The sequence below is a fragment of the Streptomyces amakusaensis genome, from assembly GCF_039532665.1.
Classification (GTDB): domain Bacteria; phylum Actinomycetota; class Actinomycetes; order Streptomycetales; family Streptomycetaceae; genus Streptomyces; species Streptomyces amakusaensis.
This window is the reverse complement of sequence record NZ_BAAASB010000017.1, coordinates 81,818-99,311: the sequence shown is the minus strand read 5'-3', so window position 1 is coordinate 99,311 and position 17,494 is coordinate 81,818. Positions and strand designations below refer to the sequence as shown.

Below are 17,494 nucleotides of genomic sequence, written 5' to 3'. Positions count from 1 at the left end.
CGGGGCGCGAGACCGTCGGGTCATGAACAAGCACCATGAACCCACCGGACGTGCCGACGACCCCCGGATCACCCTGCGGGGCCCCGCCGAACTGGCCGACGCGCTGCCGTACATGCTCGGCTATCACCCGACCGACTCCGTGGTGATGGTCGCGCTGCACGGCAGCCGGGGCCGCTTCGGGGGGCGGGTGAGGCTGGGCATCCCCCGCGCGGAGAAGGAGTGGCCGCCCGTGGCGCGGCAGCTCGCGGAGTGTCTGATCGAGGGGAGCGAGCGGCGGGGCGGCCGTCCCGACGGCATCGTTCTCTTCCTCTGCCAGGACCCCGCCGAGGGGGAGACCGGGCACCGGGTGATGGAGCGGCTGAGGCCGCTCGCGCAGTCGCTCCGCACCGCCTACTGCTGCCCCGACGAGCGCTGCTGCCCGCCGGAGGGGAACCCGCTGGCCGTTCCCGGGACTTCGGTGATGGCGGCGACGGCCGCCTACGCGGGGATCCGGGTGCGCGGCTCGCTGCGCGACATGGAGGCCGGACTCGAACCGCTGACGACTCCGGCCGCCGCCGCCGAGCAGCGGCGGGCGCTGGACGGGGCGGCCCTGGCGCTGGTGCCGAGGATCCTCGACGGCAAGCGGCGGCGGGAGGTCGCCCGGGAGACCATCGACCTGGCCCGCACCGTGATGGAGCGCATGGCGAAGTCGCCGGGACCGCCCGGCGGGGCCGGGGCCGATCTGGCGGACGACGGGCTCGTCAGCCCCGGCGAGGCGGCTGCGATGATCATCGGCTTGCAGGACCGGGAGACCAGGGACAGGGCGGCGGAGTGGATGGAGGGGGCGGAGGCCCGGTCCGCGCTCAGGCTCTGGCGGGCGCTCTCCCGCCGCTGCGTCGGTCCCTACGCCGAGCACGCGGTGGCCCCGCTCACCCTCGCCGGCTGGGTCTCCTGGTCCACCGGCGACGAGCCCGCCGCGCGGGTCGCCCTCGGGCTGGCCCTGAGCAGGGACCCCGATTACGTCTTCGCCCGGCTGCTGCACCAGGCGTGCAATGAGGATCTGGATCCGGAGACGCTCCGCGAGTGCCTTCGTCAGGAGAGGGACGCCCGGGAGGCTGCGGCGGCCCCGGATCCCGGAGTCCGTCGCGGCACCGCCGTCCGCCCCGGCGTCCGGCGGCGCGGGGCGCCCGCCGGGCCCGCGGGAGCGCGGAGGCCGCGCGGGGCGGCGCGGCCGAGGGCCCGGGGCGCGACGGACGGAGCCGGGCGCGACGGGCGCAGGAGCGAACGCAAGAGCGGGCGGAAGAGCCGGCGGGAGGAGGGGCGGAGCCGCCGATGAGAGGGCGCTCGCCGCGACCCCGGCGCTCGTCCCGGCCGGGTCGGCGCGGTACCGCCCGGCAGGTCGGCCGAGTCCGGCGGGCGGCCCGAGAAAGGACGGCCCGAGGATGACGAAAGGAGTGTTTATCGTCAGGCAGACGACTATGATCACGGCATGTCTCCCTACGACCCGTCGGCCTTTCCGCCCTTCGCCGTCACCGTCGACCTGGTCGTACTCACCGTGCGCCGGCACGCGCTCTGCGCGCTGGTCGTCCGCCGGGGGGAGCCGCCCTTCCAGGGCCGGTGGGCGCTGCCCGGCGGCTTCGTCAGGGACGACGAGGACCTCGCGACCGCCGCCGCGCGGGAACTCGCGGAGGAGACCGGCCTCTGTGCCGACGACCCCGCCTCCCCGGCACCGGGCAACGGCGCGCACCTGGAGCAGCTCGCCACCTACGGCGACCCCCGGCGGGATCCCCGGATGCGGGTCGTCAGCGTCGCCCATCTGGTGCTGGCCCCCGATCTGCCGGCCCCCCGGGCGGGCGGCGACGCGAACGGCGCGCGATGGGCGTCCGTGGCCGACCTGCTCGGCCGGGAGGACCGCGACCGGGAGAACCCGGCGGGCCGCGCGGGGGAGGAGGCCGAGGCGCTGGCCTTCGACCACGCGGTGATCCTGGCCGACGGCGTGGAGCGCGCCCGCTCCAAGATCGAGTACTCCTCGCTGGCCACCGCTTTCTGCCCGCCCGAATTCACGGTCGGCGAGTTGCGGCGGGTCTACGAAGCGGTCTGGGGCGTGGCCCTGGACCCCCGTAACTTCCACCGCAAGGTCACCGGCACGCCCGGGTTCCTGGTCCCGTCGGGCGGGACGACCACCCGTCAGGGCGGCCGTCCCGCGCAGCTCTTCCGGGCGGGCGGGGCCACCGTGCTCAACCCGCCGATGCTGCGCCCCGAGGTCTGAGCCTCCCGGGGTCGGGCGCGCCGCGCCGCGCCGGGCCGGGTCTGACACCCGGGTGCGCCCAGCTGCGCCAGAAGTCTGAAATGTCGCGTTATCTTGCTGCGGTACCCGCCTGCCGCCGAGCGGTCACCCGTCCGCACCTTTGCGAGAGAAGCGATGCTCCAGGCCATCGGACTGACCAGCGCCCCCCGGCGGGACCTCCCGCCCGCCGTCCACGACCTCACCTTCGACGCGCCGCCCGGCCGGGTCACCGCCCTTCTCGGCGCTCCCGGCTCCGGCAAGTCCACGGCGCTGCGCCTGATGCTCGGCATCGAACCCGGCCGGGGCGAGACCTACTTCCGGGGCAGCCCCCTCCACCGCGTCGCCCACCCCGCCCGCGAGGTCGGCGCGCTCCTCGGAGACGTCCCCGGCCATCCGGCGCGGACGGTCCGGGGCCATCTGCGGATGCTCTGCGCCGCCGTCGGAGCACCCCCGGCCCGCGCGGACGAGGTGCTCGACGCCACCGGCATCGCGGGCCTCGCCCACCGGCGGCTCGACACGCTCTCCCTCGGCGCGGACCGCAGACTCGGAGCCGCCTGCGCCCTCCTCGGAGACCCCCACACACTCATCCTCGACCAGCCCGCCGCCGGTCTGCCCCCGGCCGAGCTCCAGTGGTGGCACGGGCTGCTCAGGGCCCACGCCGACCGCGGCGGCACGGTCCTGTGCACCACCGACGACCCCGGGGACGCGCCCCGGTTCGCCGACCGCGTCGTCACCGTCGAGGCGGGCCGCCTCGTCGCCGACCAGACCGCCGGCGAATTCGCCCGGACCAGGCGGCGGCCCCGCGTCGCCGTCCGCACTCCGCACGCCGCCCGCCTCGCCGACCTCGTCCGGCGCGAGGCGCGCGCCGCCCGCCGCCCGGTGGAGGCGGTCACCGAGGGCGGCGGCCTCCTCTCCGTCTACGGCAGCAGCTGCGCCGAGGTCGGCGAGACCGCCTTCCGCCACAGGGTCCCCGTCCATCTGCTCGCCGACGAGCCCGGCACCCCCGCCCCCGCCCCCGCCCCGGCCGGGCCGCCCCCGCCGCCCGCCCCCCGCCCCGGCCCGGCGGCGCTCCCGGCCCCCGCCCCGCCCGGCCCCCCGCGCCCGCTCCGCTACGAGCTGCTCCGGCTCCTCGGAGTCCGTACCGCCGCCCTGATCGCCGCGGCGGCGGTCGCCGCCTCGCCCGTCTGCTGCGTACTGCTCGCCCGCTCCCGGGGCACCGATCTGACCACCGCGCTCGCCGCCTGGCCCGACCTCCTTCCGCTGCCGCCCGCCGCCTTCGGCGCGGGGGTGATCGGGGCACTCTCCTTCGGCGAGGAGTTCCGCCATCCCGCGCTCGCCGCCGCCCTCGGCACCACACCCCGCCGGGCCGGTCCGCTGACGGCCAAGCTCGCGGTGACGGCGGCCGTCGCACTCCTCGTCGCGGTGCTCGCCGCCGCGGCCGGAGCCTGGGCGCTGCGTCTCGTGTACGGGAGCGAGGCGGCCGGGCTGCCCGACGGCTGGCCCGCGCTCCTCGCCGGCTGGTGCGCCCTGTCGGTCGGCTGCGCCTGGGCCGGGCTGCTCGCGGCCGGGGTCTTCCGTCTCACGGCGGCCGGGGTGGCCGCCGTTCTCGCCGTGCCGGTCCTCGTCGCCCCCCTGGTGCGAGGGGTGCTGGCCGTCCCCTCGGCGCGCCCGGCCGCCGGTCTGCCCGGCAGGCTCCGGGAACTGGCCTGGCCGCGGCTGCCCCGGCAGGCGGACGACTGGCTGTCGGCCGGGGTACACGCGTTCGCCCAACCTGTCGGTGTGGCGCTGATGTTGTCGCTGTCTGTTCTCATCTGCGCGTACATGTTCATCGGCCGTCGTCGCGGGACCCCTTGGTGAGCATGATCGACCGGCGATTGGCGATCTGCTCATAACTCCCTTGAGTACGCCCGTTTCTTTCCGATAAGGCGTCAATTGTGGGGGAAGCGCCGATCACCCTTTCGTGTGCTTTTCACCAAAGACCTCAAGGGGTGCGGGAGCCGGGCCGACAAAGGATGCGTGAGTACCCTTGCGCACACCATGATGACCGCCGCCCGCCCCGCCGACTCCGGCCTCGCCGGCCCGGGCGAACTCGACCGATACCCCTACGCGGAATCGCCCGGAGCCGACCGCGTCGGCCCTCCCGTGTGGGACGGCTCCGACGTGGAACTGGGGCGGGTCGGCCGCCGGGCGGCAGGCAGCCGGGGCCGCGGGCTGCACGGCCAACTCGTCCAGCAGCTCGGCCAGATGATCGTCTCGGGCGACCTGGGGGCGGACCGCCCGCTCGTCCCCGAGGAGATCGGCCAGCGCTTCGAGGTCTCCCGCACCGTCGTGCGCGAGTCCCTCCGCGTCCTGGAGGCCAAGGGCCTGGTCAGCGCCCGCCCCAATGTCGGCACCCGGGTCCGCCCGGTCAGCGACTGGAACCTGCTGGACCCCGACATCATCGAATGGCGGGCCTTCGGCCCGCAGCGCGACGACCAGCGCCGCGAACTCTCCGAGCTGCGGTGGACCATCGAGCCCCTCGCCGCGCGGCTCGCCGCCGGCCACGGGCGCGAGGACGTCCAGCAGCGGCTCGGCGACATGGTCGAGATCATGGGCCACGCGCTCGCCCAGGGCGACGGGATCACCCTCTCCCGCGCCGACACCGAGTTCCACGCCCTGCTCATCCAGCTCGCGGGCAACCGGATGCTGGAGCACCTCTCCGGCATCGTCTCCTCCGCCCTCCAGGTCTCCGGCTCCCCGGTCACCGGCTGTGACCGCCCCAACGAGGTCTCGCTCGCCCACCACGGGCGGATCGTCGACGCCCTCGCCGCGGGCGACTCGTACGCCGCCGAGTCCGCGATGCGGCAGCTGCTCACCGTCCACCCGGACGTCGAGCGGTCGGTGCCCGCCCCCCGCGAGCACTGAGACCTCCCCCGGCCGGACGGCCGGGGCGGGAAGCGGGCGCGGAGCCGTACGCGCCGAGTGTCGCCGGGCATCCCGCGGGGTCCGGCGGCACGATTGTGTGCTGATCGCCCCATATGAGGGTTTCGCCGTAAATCGGGTGTGACTCGGGCCACGCCGATTCGACGTAACACTCCTCGAAACAGGGCGATGACCTAAGAGGTGACAGCCGAGGAGGGAATACAGCAGCCGTTCATGGCGCTGTTTGTTCCAGCTGAGGTTCCGCCCGCGCCACCGGCACATCCGTAGCCCGGTGGTCGTCGGCTCCGGCCCGATCATGGGTGGGGCCGGAAGCCGTATCCATCGTTCCGAGAGGTTGTTCGTGTCGGCCAGCACATCCCGTACGCTCCCGCCGGAGATCGCCGAGTCCGAGTCTGTGATGGCGCTCATCGAGCGGGGAAAGGCTGATGGGCAGATCGCCGGCGATGACGTGCGTCGAGCCTTCGAGGCCGACCAGATTCCGTCAACCCAGTGGAAGAACGTTCTGCGCAGCCTCAACCAGATCCTCGAGGAAGAGGGTGTGACGCTGATGGTCAGTGCCGCGGAATCGCCCAAGCGCTCACGCAAGAGCGTCGCGGCGAAGAGCCCGGCGAAGCGCACCGCCACCAGGACCGTCGCTGCCAAGACGACGACGAGGACGGTCGCGGCCTCCACCGCGTCGGCGGGCGAGTCCGTCGACGCGTCGGCCGGCGACGACGGCACGGCGACAGCGCCTGCCAAGAAGGCCGCCGCCAAGAAGACGGCGGTCAGGAAGACCGCGGCCAAGAAGACCGTGGCGAAGAAGACCGTGGCCAAGAAGGGGTCCAAGAAGGACCTCGACGAGGCCGGCGAGGGCGAGGAGCTGCTCGACGACGTCCAGCCCGGCGCCAAGGGCGACGAGGAGGAGTCCGAGGGCGAGAACAAGGGCTTTGTCCTGTCCGACGAGGACGAGGACGACGCTCCCGCACAGCAGGTCGCGGTCGCCGGCGCCACCGCCGACCCGGTCAAGGACTATCTGAAGCAGATCGGCAAGGTCCCCCTGCTCAACGCGGAGCAGGAGGTCGAGCTGGCCAAGCGCATCGAGGCCGGCCTCTTCGCCGAGGACAAGCTCGCCAACGCCGACAAGCTCGCGCCGAAGCTCAAGCGCGAGCTGGAGATCATCGCCGAGGACGGCCGCCGCGCCAAGAACCACCTGCTGGAGGCCAACCTCCGTCTCGTGGTCTCGCTGGCCAAGCGCTACACCGGCCGCGGCATGCTCTTCCTGGACCTGATCCAGGAGGGCAACCTGGGTCTGATCCGCGCCGTGGAGAAGTTCGACTACACCAAGGGCTACAAGTTCTCCACGTACGCCACCTGGTGGATCCGTCAGGCGATCACCCGCGCCATGGCCGACCAGGCCCGCACCATCCGCATCCCGGTGCACATGGTCGAGGTCATCAACAAGCTCGCCCGTGTGCAGCGCCAGATGCTCCAGGACCTGGGCCGCGAGCCCACCCCGGAGGAGCTGGCCAAGGAACTCGACATGACCCCGGAGAAGGTCATCGAGGTCCAGAAGTACGGCCGTGAGCCGATCTCCCTCCACACCCCCCTGGGCGAGGACGGGGACAGCGAGTTCGGCGACCTGATCGAGGACTCCGAGGCGGTCGTGCCGGCCGACGCGGTCAGCTTCACCCTCCTCCAGGAGCAGCTCCACTCCGTGCTCGACACCCTGTCCGAGCGTGAGGCGGGCGTGGTCTCCATGCGCTTCGGCCTCACCGACGGCCAGCCGAAGACCCTGGACGAGATCGGCAAGGTCTACGGCGTGACGCGTGAGCGCATCCGTCAGATCGAGTCCAAGACCATGTCCAAGCTGCGCCACCCGTCGCGTTCGCAGGTGCTCCGCGACTACCTGGACTAGCGGCGCCCGGTGGCCCCGACCAGGGGTCACCCAAGCGTCATGACCGACTGAACCAGCTGAAATCGGTCGTCACAGGGCCCGGATTCCGCCAGGAATCCGGGCCTTCGCCGTGTCCGGGCGTGCGGACCGCGAGATGCTGTCTGACTCTGAGTGTGCCTCCGTTCGCGCAGAGTCAGGAGAACCCATGCGCCGTCCTCTCGTCCGAGCCCTGACCGGGGCACTGGCCCTGATCCCAGCGGGGGCCCTGGCGCCGCTGGCATCGCCCGCCCCGGCCGCCGCCGACAGCATCGTCGTGGGCGGCTTCGCGGCACGGGCCGCCGACACCCCCTGGGTGGTCGCGCTCTCCAGCCGTGACCGGTTCGGGGGAACGCGCGGGGGCCAGTTCTGCGGCGGCGTCCTGGTCGCCCCGACCAAGGTGATGACCGCCGCCCACTGTCTGAGCCGGACCGTCCTGGGCGGCGAGGTGGCCGATCTGCCGGATCTCCGGGTCGTCAGCGGGCGCACCGAGCTGGCGAGCGACGAGGGCAGGGAGACCGGGATCGCCGGCAGCTGGGTCTCGCCGGACTACGACCCGGCCACCAACGGCTCGGACCTGGCGGTGCTCACCCTCGCCGAGGCCCTGCCCGCATCCCAGGTGATCCCGGTGGCCGAGGCGGGCGACCCCGTGCACCGGCCGGGCACCGGCGCGACGGTCTACGGCTGGGGCGACACGACCGGCGAGGGCGACTACGCCACCTCGCTGCGCGCGGCCCCGGTGAGCGTGCTGCCCGACGCGGACTGCGAAAGGGCCTATCCAGGGGGCCTGGGTGGCCGCTACACGGCCTCCACGATGCTCTGCGCGGGAGATGCCCGGGGCGGCCACGACGCCTGCCAGGGGGACAGCGGAGGGCCTCTGGTGGCCGACGGCAGACTCATCGGCCTGGTCTCCTGGGGCAGTGGCTGCGGCCGGGCGGACAGTCCGGGCGTCTACACCCGGGTGTCGGCCCTCGCGGTGCCGTAGCCCCCGCGCGGCCTGCACGGGCGTAGCCGGTACGGGGCCCGGGGGCTCCGGCGCACTCCGGCGGCGATGCCCCGGGGGTACGCCGGGGGCGGTACGGGCCGCTGCCCGCATCGGCGTACCGGGGCCGGAAGGGCCGCGGGCCGGGCACGGGAGGCCGGGCCGGGGGTCCGGTGACAGCGGGTGAAGGCGCTGACGGCGGTACGTGCGGTGGCCACGGTACGAGAGCGGGCGGTCGCCCCTGATCTCTCAGGGGCGCCGCCCGTCAGCCGGTCCGGGACCGGCCTTAGCTCGTCGTGGATGCAGAGGCGTCAGTGTTCCTCTTGACCGGCACCGGCCGGAACGGCCGTGAGTCGGTCGGTCTCATCCTGTATTTCCGCGGCGATCTTCTTGAGTTCCGGCTCGAACTTGCGCCCGTGGTGAGCGCAGAAGAGCAGTTCACCGCCGCTGGTCAGGACGACGCGCAGGTACGCCTGGGCGCCGCACCGGTCGCAGCGGTCAGCGGCCGTCAGGGGGCTCGCGGGGGTCAGAACAGTAGTCACGTCGCCTCTTCTCTAGCTCGACGAGCTGTCGTACCAGGGTCAACATCCAACCAGTCCCAAAACGTTCCCGCTCGGGGCTTTCCCTGAAAACTTCTTCCGGGAAGGCTGTCTGCTACCGGGTGGCGGCGAATGAGCCGTATTGCTGTGCTCTACGGGTTTCGCGTCGTTTGTCTCATTTGGCCCTCCCGGCTGGCTTGCCGGTTGTTGTTGAGGACGTGCCCGGAGCCTAAATGGTTCATGCCTCGAAGGGAACGTGATGTTCGCGTCACTCCATCGAGGGATCGAACAGGCATACGACGCTGGACTAGCATAAGGAATCATCAGGGTGGCGTTACATCGGCTCTACCAGGCCTCGGTACCCTCTGACCCGGCGACCGACGCCGGGGCCTTACCCCACGAGGCCACATCTGAAATTCAGCGAGGAGCGAACCGCGTGACCGCCGAAACGTCCGTGCCGTCCACAGCGCTGCTGACCGCAGAGCGTGACGGCTCCAACTACACCGCGCGGCACCTGCTCGTCCTTGAAGGTCTCGAAGCGGTCCGCAAGCGCCCCGGCATGTACATCGGCTCCACCGACAGCCGCGGTCTGATGCACTGCCTCTGGGAGATCATCGACAACTCCGTCGACGAGGCCCTGGGCGGCTACTGCGACCACATCGAGGTCATCCTCCACGACGACGGCTCCGTCGAGGTCCGGGACAACGGCCGGGGCATCCCGGTCGACGTGGAGCCCAAGACCGGCCTCTCCGGCATCGAGGTCGTCATGACCAAGCTGCACGCCGGCGGCAAGTTCGGCGGCGGCTCCTACGCCGCCTCCGGCGGTCTGCACGGCGTCGGGGCCTCCGTGGTCAACGCCCTCTCCGCCCGGCTCGACGTCGAGGTCGACCGCAGCGGCGCGACCCACGCGATCAGCTTCCGCCGGGGCGTCCCCGGCAGCTTCGCCGGCGCGGACCCCGAGAGCGCCTTCACCCCGGCCAACGGGCCCCGGAAGGGCAAGCGGGTGCCCAGAACCCGCACCGGCACCCGGGTGCGGTACTGGGCGGACCGCCAGATCTTCCTCAAGGAGGCCAGGCTCTCCCTGGAGACGCTCTACCAGCGCGCCCGCCAGACCGCCTTCCTGGTGCCCGGCCTGACCATCGTGGTCAACGACGAGCGGGACCTGGAGGGCCAGGGCAAGAGCCAGGAGATCTTCCGCTTCGACGGCGGCATCAGCGAGTTCTGCGAGTACCTCGCCCAGGACCGGGCCGTCTGCGACGTGCTCCGGCTGACCGGGCAGGGCACCTTCAAGGAGACCGTCCCCGTCCTCGACGACCGCGGCCACATGACCCCCACCGAGGTCACCCGTGAGCTGGGCGTCGACATCGCCCTGCGCTGGGGCACCGGGTACGAGAGCAAGATCAAGTCGTTTGTGAACATCATCGCCACCCCCAAGGGCGGCACCCATGTCACCGGCTTCGAGCGTTCGATCACCAAAACGGTGAACGAAGTGCTCCGCTCCGCCAAGCTGCTCCGGGTCGCCGAGGACGACATCGTCAAGGACGACGCCCTGGAGGGCCTCACCGCCGTCGTCACCGTCCGGCTGGCCGAGCCCCAGTTCGAGGGGCAGACCAAGGAGGTGCTGGGCACCTCGGCGGCGAACAGGATCGTCGCCAATGTCGTCGCCAAGGAGCTCAAGGCCTTTCTGACCTCCACCAAGCGGGACGCCAAGGCCCAGGCCCGCGCCGTGCTGGAGAAGGCCGTCGCCGCCGCGCGCACCCGGATCGCGGCCCGTCAGCACAAGGAGGCGCAGCGCCGCAAGACGGCCCTGGAGTCCTCCTCGCTCCCCGCCAAGCTCGCCGACTGCCGCAGCGACGACGTGGAGCGCAGCGAGCTGTTCATCGTCGAGGGCGACTCCGCGCTCGGTACCGCCAAGCTCGCGCGGAACAGCGAGTTCCAGGCGCTGCTGCCGATTCGCGGCAAGATCCTCAACGTTCAGAAGTCCTCGGTCTCGGACATGCTGAAGAACGCCGAGTGCGGTGCGATCATCCAGGTCATAGGGGCCGGATCCGGCCGGACCTTCGATCTCGACGCCGCGCGCTACGGCAAGATCGTCCTCCTGGTCGACGCCGATGTCGACGGCGCTCACATCCGCTGTCTGCTGCTCACGCTCTTCCAGCGGTACATGCGGCCCATGGTGGAGGCGGGCCGGGTCTTCGCCGCCGTGCCGCCGCTGCACCGGATCGAGCTGGTCCAGCCCAAGAAGGGCCAGGACAAGTACGTCTACACCTACTCCGACAGCGAGCTGCGGCGGACGCTGCTGGAGTACCAGCGCAAGGGGGTCCGCTTCAAGGACTCCATCCAGCGGTACAAGGGCCTCGGCGAGATGGACGCCGACCAGCTGGCCGAGACGACGATGGACCCGCGCCACCGCACCCTGCGCCGGATCAACATCGGTGATCTGGAGTCCGCCGAGGGCGTCTTCGACCTGCTGATGGGCAATGAGGTCGCTCCCCGCAAGGAGTTCATCACCAGCTCCGCCGCGACGCTGGACCGCTCCCGCATCGACGCCTGAGCCGAAGGCGGGACGCCGAAGCCACGGCGTCGAAGCCGCGCGCAGCCGAAGTCACGGCCCCCGGGTCGTGACTTCGGCTTCGGCTCAGCCGCTCGCCGACCAGAGATAGCGGTGCTCGGGCCGGCCGGTCTCGCCGTACTTGAGGCTGAGCCGGACCCTGCCCGTGCGCTCCAGCAGCTTCAGATAGCGCTGGGCGGTCTGCCGGCTCACCCCGGAGCGCTCGGCGATCTCCTGGGTGGAGAGCGCCCCCTCGGCCGCCAGCAGCACCTGCCGCACCACCTCGGCGGTGGTGGGGGAGTGTCCCTTGGGCAGGTCCGGGGCGATCGAACCTGCCGACAGCGCGCCGAAGATCCGGTCCACCTCGGCCTGTTCCGCCTCGCCGCCCCGGCCCAGGGTGCGGCGGAGTCCCGCGTACGCCTCCAGCTTGGTGCGCAGACCGGCGAAGTTGAACGGCTTCACCAGGTACTGGAGAGCGCCGTGGCGCATCGCGGCCTGGACGGTGGCCACGTCGCGAGCGGCCGTCACCATGATCACATCGGTGTGGTGGCCGAGCCCGCGCAGCTCACGGACGACCGCGAGGCCGTTCCCGTCCGGCAGATAGTGGTCCATGAGGATCAGATCGGCGGGGGAGTCGGCGATCCGGGCGAGCGCTTCGGCGGCCGAGTGGGCCATGGCGGAGACCCGGAAGCCGGGCACCTTGGCGACATAGGCCGCGTTGATCCCCGCGACCCGGACGTCGTCGTCCACGACCAGGACGTCGATCACCTCATGGGCCGCCGCGGCCCCGCCGGGCGGCTGGGGGCGGGCCGGGGCCAGTCGTCCTCGCGTCCATCCGTCGTTCATCGTGCCTCCGCGGTGCCGGCGGGCTCGGGCTCGGGGGTCGGCCCGGTCCCGGTCAGATCGCTCAGGGCCTCGGGGAGCACCACGACGAACTCCGCGCCGCCGCCCTCGGCCTCGCGGACCCGGGCGCTGCCGCCCTGGCGCTCCGCGAGCCGGCGCACCAGCGCCAGACCGAGGCCGCGCTTGCCGTGGGCCGGCAGCTCCTTGGTGGTCCAGCCCTCGGTGAAGATCAGTTCGCGCTGTTCGGCCGGGACGCCGGGGCCGCTGTCGGTGACCCGGAGCACGGCCGTACGGCCCTCGGAGTGCATCTCGACCTCGATCCTCGGGTCGGCGGACCCGCAGGCCGCGTCCATGGCGTTGTCCACGAGATTGCCCACGACCGTGACCAGTCCGCGCGGGTCCACCAGCCGGTCCGGCAGCAGGGTCTCCGGCGCGAGCCGCAGGGAGACGCCGCGCTCGGCGGCCACCGTCGCCTTGCCGACCAGCAGGGAGGCCAGCAGCGGGTCGTGGACCTTCTCGGTGACCTGCTCGGCGGTGGCCCGGTGCACCCCGACCACCTCGGTGACGAAGTCGACGGCCTCCTCGTGCATCTCCAGCTCCAGCAGCCCGAGCAGGGTGTGCAGCCGGTTTGCGTGCTCGTGGTCCTGGGCGCGCAGGGCGTCGATCAGGCCGTGGGTGGAGTCCAGCTCCCGGCCGAGCTGCTCCAGCTCGGTGCGGTCGCGCAGGGTGGCGACCGCGCCGCCGTCGAGCGTCGGCATCCGGTTGGCGATCAGCACCCGGTGGCCGCGCACGGTCACCAGGTCCTCGCCGGTGACCCGGCCGGTCAGCACGTCGGTGGTGCGGCCCTCGCCCAGCAGCTGTTCGAGCGGCAGCCCCCGGCCGTTGGACTCCAGTCCGAGCAGCCGCTGTGCCTCGTCGTTCATCAGCCGGATCCGGCCCTTGGGGTCGAGCGCGACGACGCCCTCGCGGATCCCGTGCAGCATCGCCTCACGCTCGGCGAGCAGTGCGGAGATATCGGAGAACGCCAGGTCGTGGGTCTGCCGCTGGAGCCGGCGGGAGATCAGATAGGCGGCGATCGCGCCGGCGGCCAGTGCGCCGCCCGCGTACAGCAGCAGTCCGGGGATGGCGGAGAACAGCCGGTCGCGGACGCTGTCGTACTCGATGCCGACGGAGACCGCGCCGATGATCCGGCCCTCGTCGTCGTGGAGCGGGACCTTGCCCCGGGCGGAGCGGCCGAGGGTGCCGCTGTCGATCTCCATCACCTCGCGGCCCGCGAGGGCGGCGCTGGGGTCGGTGGAGACCACCTTGCCGATCTGGTCCAGGGAGGTGTGCGACCAGCGGACTCCGCTCAGGTCCATGACCACGACGTACTCGGCGTCGGTGGCCCGGCGGATCCGTTCGGCCTCGGCCTGGACGGGGCCCGTGGCGGTGGGACGGGTGTGGGTGAGCCCGTTGACGATCTCCGGGGAGGAGGCGGTCTGGGCGATGGCGAGTGCCCGGCGCATGGCCTGATCGTCCAGCTGGGCGCTGAGCGGCGCGAGGAAGAAGCCGGTCGCCAGCACGGTGACCCCGGTGGCGATGGCCAGCTGCATCAGCAGGACCTGCGAGAAGACCCGCTGGGGCCAGCCCAGGCGCAGGCGTCTGGGCGGGGCTGCGGGTTCGGGTCTCATGCTTAAGAACGGTAAACGGCTCCGGGGCCTTTCCGAAATTCGACCTTCGAAGATGTCTTCGAATCAGGGGTGGGGGCCCGTGCCGGAGGGCAGCGGCACCGGGGGCCTGGGGCCGGTGTAGTGGCCGCTGACCCGGAGGCGGGGGGAGCGTTCCCCGTACTCCTCCAGGGCGTGGGCGATCCAGCCCGCCGTGCGCGCGACGGCGAAGATCGTCTCGCCGGCCTCGGGCTTCATCCCCGAGGCCACCGAGAGCACCGCGAGCGCCAGATCCACATGGGCGTTCAGCTCCGTCTGGCGCGCGGCCACCGCCTCCACCTCGCGGGCGGCCTCCAGCGCGGCCCGGGCGGACGGGATCCGCTCCAGCGCGGTGAAGAGGGCCTCCGCGCGCGGGTCCCGGCCCGGATAGAGGCCGTGCCCGAGCCCCGGCACCCGCCGTCCGGCCCGCAGATGGTCCGCGACCACGGGGCCCGCGCCGCCGCGCTCCAGCACCTCCGTGAGCATCCGGTGCGCCAGTCCGCTGGCGGCTCCGTGCAGGGGGCCGTCGAGCGCGCCGAGCCCGGCCGAGACCACGGCGTACGGATGGGCCCTGGTCGAGGCCGCCACCCGGACGGCCAGTGTCGAAGCGGCCAGGTCGTGGTCGATGAGCAGGGCCAGCGCCATGTCGAGCGCCGCGAGGGAGGCCTCACCGGGGTCCTCGGCGGTCAGCCGGGGCCAGAGGCGGAAGGCGATGAGCCGCTCCCCTTCGTCGCCGGGCCCGGCGGCGCCCGGGCGGCCGACGGCCTCGGGGAGCGCGTCGACGAGTGTCGGGATCAGCATTCTGGCGCTGCCGAGCACCGCGTCCCGGCCGAGGTCGAAGCGGACCGGATCGGTGATCGCGGCGGCGATCACCGCCGCCCGCAGCCGGTCGGCCGAGCCGCTGCCCCGGGGCAGCGCCGCCATCGCGCGGCGGGCCGCCGCGAGCGCCTGGGGCGGGGAGGTGAAGCGGGTGCCGGGCGTCAGCGTGCCGGTCCAGAGCCAGTCGGCGATCTCCTCGTAGTGGTGCCGCCGGGCCAGCTCGGTGGCGTCCACCCCGCGGAAGTAGTACCGGTCCCGGTCGATCAGCGTGATGCCCGTACGGATCCGGCCACCGGCCTCGCCGCCCGCCGGGGGCTCCCGGCGGCCCCTGCGGACGAGCGCGTCGACCTCCTGGGCGTCGAAGGTGCTGCCCCGCCCGCCCGGCTCGCGGCGGCTGGTGAGCTGCCCGCGGCTGACGTAGGCGTACAGCGTCGCGGGCTTCACCCCCAGCCGTTCGGCCGCCTCGCGGGTGGTCAGCCGCTCCGCGCCGCCCGCCGGACCATGATCCGTCAGATCCGTCATGAGCACACCGTACACATTCCCCTTCATGTTGATTCAATCAATATTGACACTTCATAAGTCAAGAGTGGAGAGTCAAATCAACCTTTGAGTAAGGAGAACTCCGTGAACTCCATCGACAGCGGCACCGCCGTCGACACCGCCGTGGCCGCCGTGCCCCGGGGGCTCGCCGGCGTCGTCGTCACCGACACCGCCCTGGGGGACGTCAGGGGCCGTGAGGGCTTCTACCACTACCGCCAGTACTCGGCCGTCGACCTCGCGCGGAGCAGGGGATTCGAGGACGTCTGGCATCTGATGCACCACGGACGGCTCCCGGACGCGGCCGAGCGCGACGCCTTCCTCGCCCGGACCGCCGCCCTGCGCGAGGCCCCGGCGGAGATCCGCGACGCCCTCCCCGCCATCGCCCGCGCGAGCGCCCCCTCCGGCCCGCTCGCCGGGCTGCGGACAGCGCTCTCGCTGCTCGGGGCCTCGGCCGGGATGCGCCCCGTGTACGACCTCGACGCCGGGGCCCGCCGCGCCGACGCCCTCGCCGTCTGCGCCGTCGTACCCACCCTGCTCACCGCGCTCCACCGGCTCGGCCGGGGCCTGGAGCCGGTCGGACCCCGCGAGGACCTGCCGTACGCCGCCAACTACCTGTACATGCTCACCGGCACCGAGCCGGACCCCGCCCGGGCACGGGCGATCGAGCGGTACCTCATCTCCACCGTCGACCACGGCTTCAACGCCTCCACCTTCACCGCGCGGGTGATCGCCTCCACCGGCGCGGACGTCGCCGCCGCGCTGACCGGCGCGATCGGAGCGCTCTCCGGACCCCTGCACGGCGGCGCGCCCAGCCGTGCCCTGGACACCCTCGACGCCATCGGCACCCCGGACCGGATCCGGCCCTGGATCACCGAACGCGTCCTCGCGGGCGAGCGGATCATGGGCTTCGGCCACCCCGTCTACCGCACCGAGGACCCGCGCTCACGGATGCTGCGCTCCATCGCCGAGAGCTTCGGCGGCCCGCTGGTGGAGCTGGCCGTGCGGGTGGAGAAGGAGGTCGTCGCGATCCTCGCGGAACTCAAGCCGGGCCGGGAGCTGCACACCAACGTGGAGTTCTACGCCGGGGTGGTCATGGAGCTGTGCGGACTGCCGCGCCAGATGTTCACCCCCACCTTCTGCGCGGCCCGCACGGTCGGCTGGAGCGCCCATATCCTGGAGCAGTCGGCGGACTCGAAGATCATCCGTCCGGCGGCCCGCTACGCCGGACCGCCCCCGCCGCAGCCCGTACCCGCAGTCTGAGAGAGGCCACAGGTGAGCCCCGTCCCCGCGCCGAGCGACCAGATCCCCGTCATCGTCCTGGCGGGCTTCCTCGGATCGGGCAAGACCACCCTGCTCAACCATCTCCTCCGGGCCTGCCGGGGCACCCGGATCGGCGCGATCGTCAATGACTTCGGCTCCATCGAGATCGACGCCATGACCGTGGCCGGACAGCTCGGCGACTCCACGGTCTCCCTCGGCAACGGCTGTCTGTGCTGCGCCGTCGACGCCAGTGAACTCGATGTCTTCCTGGAGAAGCTCGCCCGCCCCGCCGCCCGCCTCGATGTGATCGTGATCGAGGCGAGCGGACTCGCCGAGCCGCAGGAACTCGTCCGGATGGTGCTCGCCAGCGAGAACGAGCGGATCGTGTACGGCGGGCTGGTCGAGGTCGTCGACGCGGCCGAGTACGAGTCCACCCGCGAGCGGCACCCCGAGATCGACCGGCATCTCGCCGTCGCCGATCTGATCGTCCTCAACAAGACCGACCGGGTCGGCGCGGCGGAACTCGACCGGCTGCGCACGGCGCTCGGCACCGGGACGGCGGTCGTCGAGGCCGTCCACGGCCGGGTCGACCCCGAGCTGTTCTTCGACCGCAGGCCGGCCGCCGAGCGGGTGGGACAGCTCGCCTTCGAAGACCTGCTCGACGACGAGAGCGAGGGCTGCGGGGCCCACGGCGGCAGCCGCGCGCCGCACCTGCACACCGGATACGAGAGCGTCTCCTTCACCACCCCGGAACCCCTGCATCCGCGGCGGCTGCTGGAGTTCCTCGACGCCCGCCCCGAAGGGCTCTACCGGATCAAGGGATTCGTCGGCTTCGGCCCGGCCGATCCGCGCAACCGGTACGCCGTCCACGCCGTCGGGCGCTTTCTGCGCTTCTACCCCGAGCCCTGGCCGCCCGGCGCCGAACGCCTCTCCCAGCTGGTGCTGATCGGCTCGGGGATCGACGGCCCCGGCCTGCTCAAGGGGCTCGACGCCGCCCGGGTCACCTCCCCGGCGGACCTGCCCGACGAGCGGAGCCTCTGGGGCGTCCTGCGGTATGTGCCGCAGCCGGCGGACGGCGCGGACGGCGCGGACGGCGCGGACGCGGAGGATCCCGAGGACCCCGAGGCGTTCTGACCGTCCCGCCGGTACGCCGGTGCGCGCCGCCGTCGGGCGCGCAC

Annotated in this window: 13 protein-coding genes; 9 read left to right on the top strand and 4 right to left on the bottom strand. The window is 72.8% G+C overall.

The features are described from left to right. Window positions 1–22: 22 nt before the first annotated feature. The 6 genes from ABD371_RS27070 (at window position 23) to ABD371_RS27045 (ending at window position 8,082) form a co-directional block, all read left to right on the top strand. Window positions 23–1,315, top strand: coding sequence for a DUF4192 domain-containing protein (locus ABD371_RS27070; protein ID WP_344482217.1), 1,293 nt, complete (start codon window positions 23–25; stop codon window positions 1,313–1,315). A gap of 153 nt (window positions 1,316–1,468) precedes the next feature. Beyond that, window positions 1,469–2,248: an NUDIX hydrolase gene (locus tag ABD371_RS27065; RefSeq protein WP_344482214.1), complete on the top strand. Its 780-nt coding sequence runs from the start codon at window positions 1,469–1,471 to the stop codon at window positions 2,246–2,248. A gap of 153 nt (window positions 2,249–2,401) precedes the next feature. Then, complete coding sequence (locus ABD371_RS27060) at window positions 2,402–4,123, top strand: ATP-binding cassette domain-containing protein (protein ID WP_344482211.1); 1,722 nt, start codon at window positions 2,402–2,404, stop codon at window positions 4,121–4,123. Window positions 4,124–4,282: 159 nt separating this feature from the next. Beyond that, complete coding sequence (locus ABD371_RS27055) at window positions 4,283–5,170, top strand: FadR/GntR family transcriptional regulator (RefSeq protein WP_190125074.1); 888 nt, start codon at window positions 4,283–4,285, stop codon at window positions 5,168–5,170. 358 nt (window positions 5,171–5,528) lie between these two features. After that, window positions 5,529–7,082: an RNA polymerase sigma factor gene (locus ABD371_RS27050; RefSeq protein ID WP_344482207.1), complete on the top strand. Its 1,554-nt coding sequence runs from the start codon at window positions 5,529–5,531 to the stop codon at window positions 7,080–7,082. 184 nt (window positions 7,083–7,266) lie between these two features. Continuing rightward, window positions 7,267–8,082: a S1 family serine peptidase gene (locus ABD371_RS27045; RefSeq protein WP_344482204.1), complete on the top strand. Its 816-nt coding sequence runs from the start codon at window positions 7,267–7,269 to the stop codon at window positions 8,080–8,082. Window positions 8,083–8,390: 308 nt separating this feature from the next. Here the strand turns inward: ABD371_RS27045 and ABD371_RS27040 are convergent, their stop codons facing one another. Beyond that, window positions 8,391–8,621 (bottom strand): DUF7455 domain-containing protein, encoded by a 231-nt coding sequence (locus ABD371_RS27040; RefSeq protein ID WP_190125077.1) that lies wholly within the window; start codon window positions 8,619–8,621, stop codon window positions 8,391–8,393. 433 nt (window positions 8,622–9,054) lie between these two features. On the opposite strand from ABD371_RS27040, the gene ABD371_RS27035 reads away from it, so the two are divergent. After that, complete coding sequence (locus ABD371_RS27035) at window positions 9,055–11,172, top strand: DNA gyrase/topoisomerase IV subunit B (RefSeq protein ID WP_344482197.1); 2,118 nt, start codon at window positions 9,055–9,057, stop codon at window positions 11,170–11,172. Between the two features lie 84 nt (window positions 11,173–11,256). Here ABD371_RS27035 and ABD371_RS27030 read toward each other — a convergent pair whose 3' ends face one another. The 3 genes from ABD371_RS27030 to ABD371_RS27020 form a co-directional block, all read right to left on the bottom strand. After that, a complete protein-coding gene (locus tag ABD371_RS27030) occupies window positions 11,257–11,937 on the bottom strand; it encodes a response regulator (RefSeq protein ID WP_344482397.1) in 681 nt (226 codons plus the stop codon). A 74-nt stretch (window positions 11,938–12,011) separates the two neighbouring features. After that, window positions 12,012–13,682, bottom strand: a complete 1,671-nt coding sequence (locus ABD371_RS27025) for an ATP-binding protein (RefSeq protein ID WP_344482194.1) — start codon at window positions 13,680–13,682, stop codon at window positions 12,012–12,014. Window positions 13,683–13,745: 63 nt separating this feature from the next. After that, window positions 13,746–15,038, bottom strand: a complete 1,293-nt coding sequence (locus tag ABD371_RS27020; RefSeq protein ID WP_344482191.1) for a citrate/2-methylcitrate synthase — start codon at window positions 15,036–15,038, stop codon at window positions 13,746–13,748. Between the two features lie 111 nt (window positions 15,039–15,149). On the opposite strand from ABD371_RS27020, the gene ABD371_RS27015 reads away from it, so the two are divergent. Then, window positions 15,150–16,316, top strand: a complete 1,167-nt coding sequence (locus tag ABD371_RS27015) for a citrate synthase (protein WP_344482394.1) — start codon at window positions 15,150–15,152, stop codon at window positions 16,314–16,316. A 12-nt stretch (window positions 16,317–16,328) separates the two neighbouring features. Further along, window positions 16,329–17,450: a CobW family GTP-binding protein gene (locus ABD371_RS27010; protein ID WP_344482188.1), complete on the top strand. Its 1,122-nt coding sequence runs from the start codon at window positions 16,329–16,331 to the stop codon at window positions 17,448–17,450. Window positions 17,451–17,494 lie beyond the last annotated feature (44 nt).

What these genes read in the sequence shown, in the direction of transcription:
- ABD371_RS27065 (WP_344482214.1), top strand. Translation starts at nt 1,469, where the DNA reads ATGTCTCCCTACGACCCGTCGGCCTTTCCGCCCTTCGCCGTCACCGTC.
- ABD371_RS27060 (WP_344482211.1), top strand. Translation starts at nt 2,402, where the DNA reads ATGCTCCAGGCCATCGGACTGACCAGCGCCCCCCGGCGGGACCTCCCG.
- ABD371_RS27025 (WP_344482194.1), bottom strand. Translation starts at nt 13,682, where the DNA reads ATGAGACCCGAACCCGCAGCCCCGCCCAGACGCCTGCGCCTGGGCTGG.
- ABD371_RS27045 (WP_344482204.1), top strand. Translation starts at nt 7,267, where the DNA reads ATGCGCCGTCCTCTCGTCCGAGCCCTGACCGGGGCACTGGCCCTGATC.
- ABD371_RS27070 (WP_344482217.1), top strand. Translation starts at nt 23, where the DNA reads ATGAACAAGCACCATGAACCCACCGGACGTGCCGACGACCCCCGGATC.
- ABD371_RS27020 (WP_344482191.1), bottom strand. Translation starts at nt 15,038, where the DNA reads ATGACGGATCTGACGGATCATGGTCCGGCGGGCGGCGCGGAGCGGCTG.